At 46.9% G+C, this 2,273-nt stretch carries 2 protein-coding genes and 1 pseudogene; 1 reads left to right on the top strand and 2 read right to left on the bottom strand.

Features of this window, described 5'->3' with window-relative positions; genetic code table 11:
* Positions 1-573 precede the first annotated feature (573 nt).
* A pseudogene (locus ACEW9I_RS21800) lies at positions 574-1,581 on the top strand (iron uptake porin); the annotation flags it as partial.
* 127 nt (positions 1,582-1,708) lie between these two features.
* On the opposite strand, the gene ACEW9I_RS21795 reads toward ACEW9I_RS21800, so the two are convergent.
* Positions 1,709-2,107, bottom strand: coding sequence for an ArsR/SmtB family transcription factor (locus ACEW9I_RS21795; RefSeq protein WP_373542423.1), 399 nt, complete (start codon positions 2,105-2,107; stop codon positions 1,709-1,711).
* The coding region (locus ACEW9I_RS21790) for a metallothionein (protein WP_373542424.1) at positions 2,108-2,273 on the bottom strand (166 nt) is incomplete at its 5' end. It abuts the gene before it with no gap.

Genomic DNA, 2,273 nt, shown 5'->3' with positions numbered 1-2,273 from the left:
ACCGCTAATTATCAACAAGCAGAGCTTATTGATAATAATTTATGAAACACTTAGTTTTTGAGGATTGGTAGTGATTGGCTCAAACACAGTCAGGTAATTGATTTGATGATGAGGCTAGCCTCATCGAACTCAGGTTATAAGTATACATATGATGCTGTGTAAGCATTATATGATTTTGGCAAAGCCCCTAGTGAGTTAGATCTCACTAGAGGTCTGCCAAAAAAGATGGATTCCTCCTTGCTCGGAGGTGATTCAATAACCGCCACTATAATATGTCTATCCCCTTGTTGCTGGGTGTGCGCCTTAATGTCTCTACCTAAAGGTAGACAGCTTCAGGGTGGGCAGTTATTAGGGTCAGAAAGTATAATGATCCCTATAAATCGGACAGGAGGATAAGATAGAAAAAGCTGCCAGAGATCACCAAAATATTCTGGAGAACAAAAAATGCAGCGAAAAAAACACAGTGCAGAGTTTAAAGCTAAAATTGCGCTCGAAGCGTTGAAAAACCTCAGAACAATCAACGAGATAGCCAGTGAAGCACAGGTGCATCCGACACAAGCTGGTGCTTCCAAGTATCCCTACCTGTTGAGGGGAAAAGTGATTACCGCTCCCAATCAAGTTTGGAGTACCGATATCACCTACATTCCGCTCCCACACGGATATCTGTACTTGGTCGCAGTAATTGACTGGTACAGTCGATATGTTCTGTCTTGGGAATTATCCAATACAATGGATGTCCAGTTTTGCATGAGTGCCTTGGAGAAGGCTCTTGGCATCGATACGCTCAAATATGAATTTGCACTCACGCCGCAAACACAGGTAGTAATTGCGGCAAATGCTGGGGCATCGGATGATTTCACCGATACCATCAATCCTTATTTTGACGGTGATGGCGCGAGTGGCTCGATTTCGGCATTTGGTAATCGTCCCTCAATTTACTATACAGTTGGCGGCGTAGGAGTGGGCATTCGCCATAAGTTCAGCGACAGTACCGAACTGAGCTTAGGTTATCTAGCCAATGATGGTCAGACTCCAGCCGCAGGTAGTGGCTTGTTTGGTGGTGGGTATGGTGCCATCGCGCAGCTTACCTTCAAGACTGGAGAAAATTCTAAGGTTGGGGTCACTTATACTCGGACTATGAATGCTGAGTTTGGCACGGGGAGTAATAATGCTAATGTTAATGCTAGCGGTTTGAGTGGCATGAGCAATAACTTTGGATTGCAAGGCTCGTTCCAATTAAGTCCTGAATTTGCCCTCGGTGGTTGGGCTGGGTATACTCAAAATCAAGCCGCAGGCGGCGACAGACAAATCTGGAACTGGGCAATCACGGCAGCGGCACCAGATCTAGGTGGTAAAGGAAATTTAGCTGGGTTCCTAGTCGGACAAGAGCCACGAGTAGCTTCTTCGAGTGATGGGACGACAGATACCAAAGCTGGATTGCATATTGAGGGATTTTATCAGTTTAAAGTTAGCGATAGCCTCAGCATTACGCCCGGAATTATCTATCTCACCGCACCCAATCAGGAGGAAGGTCGCGGTAGTGCGGTAATTGGGGCATTGCGGACTACTTTTACCTTTTAGCTGCACTCTAGGTCGTAAGGGCGATCCGATCGAATCGCCCCAAAAGTTATATCCCGTAATAACAACGGCTTCGGCTTGCATCGACGCTGCCAACTAGAGGATCTGAGTGCCAAACTGTCACTAACTTCTAGATTGTTGTATCGATCTGCTCAACCGCTAACTGATAAAAGTCGAGAATCTGGCGGTCTTGCAGACTATAGAATACGTGCCGCCCCTGTTTGCGAAAATTGACCAATCGGATTGCCCTGAGCGTTCTTAACTGATGGGATACCGCCGATTCGTTCATCTCCAATATCGCCGCTAAATCGCCAACGCACATTTCTTTTGCTGCGAGGATCGAGAGAATTCGCAACCGATTGGGATCGGCTAGAAAGCCCAAAAACTCCGACAGACGCTGTGCCTTCTCCACCGAAAGCATTTCGGCTGGTAGGGAGCTTGTATCCTCAGCGTGAGTCGGATGGGGAGCTTCACAACAAAGATCTTCCCCATCCTCGATCGTTACTGGTTCGGTAGATCGATCTGACATTTATTTGTCGCAGCCACAGCCTGTATGTCCGCAACCTTGTCCGGTAGTATGACCATTCGCACAAGCATCGCCGCAGTAATGTTTGCCGTCTTTGACGATCGCATCAGAGAGCGAAACGATACACAGGCAAGACTCACAAGCACATTTCATTTGGGTAACAGTAGAC

The organism is Chamaesiphon sp. (assembly GCF_041738855.1).
GTDB lineage: Bacteria > Cyanobacteriota > Cyanobacteriia > Cyanobacteriales > Chamaesiphonaceae > Chamaesiphon.
This window is presented reverse-complemented; position numbering and strand designations above follow the sequence as displayed.